The 272-nt window shown below is 34.2% G+C and carries 1 protein-coding gene; it reads right to left on the bottom strand.

Annotated elements, in window-relative coordinates; all coding sequences use genetic code 11:
- Window positions 1–272, bottom strand: a 272-nt coding sequence (locus RMT89_RS43090) for a hypothetical protein (protein WP_315889211.1), incomplete at both ends; no start/stop codon positions are given.

Genomic DNA, 272 nt, shown 5'->3' with positions numbered 1-272 from the left:
CTCTGCGGTTTTGTTTTAATAATATTTTCTTGATAATCCCTTAATGCTTTATCGGTTTTAATGATCTGTTCTCTTATCCGGGTAGAATCGGCTTTATTTGTAGCAGCTTTAAACGCAGCTTCAAGTTGTTGTAAAAGTTTTCCTTTTTCAGTGGAAAAAATCGAATACTGTTTAAAAAGATCATTATCGGCAGAACCACTAATAACCGCTTTTTCTTTCTGAGCTGTATCTGCTACAATAGAAAATTGCTGCTGTGCATCCATCAATAATTC

It is taken from the genome of Streptomyces sp. P17 (genome assembly GCF_032436805.1).
Classification (GTDB): Bacteria; Actinomycetota; Actinomycetes; order Streptomycetales; family Streptomycetaceae; genus Streptomyces.
Note: the sequence above shows the minus strand (reverse complement) of the source record. Positions and strands in the feature narration are given on the sequence as shown.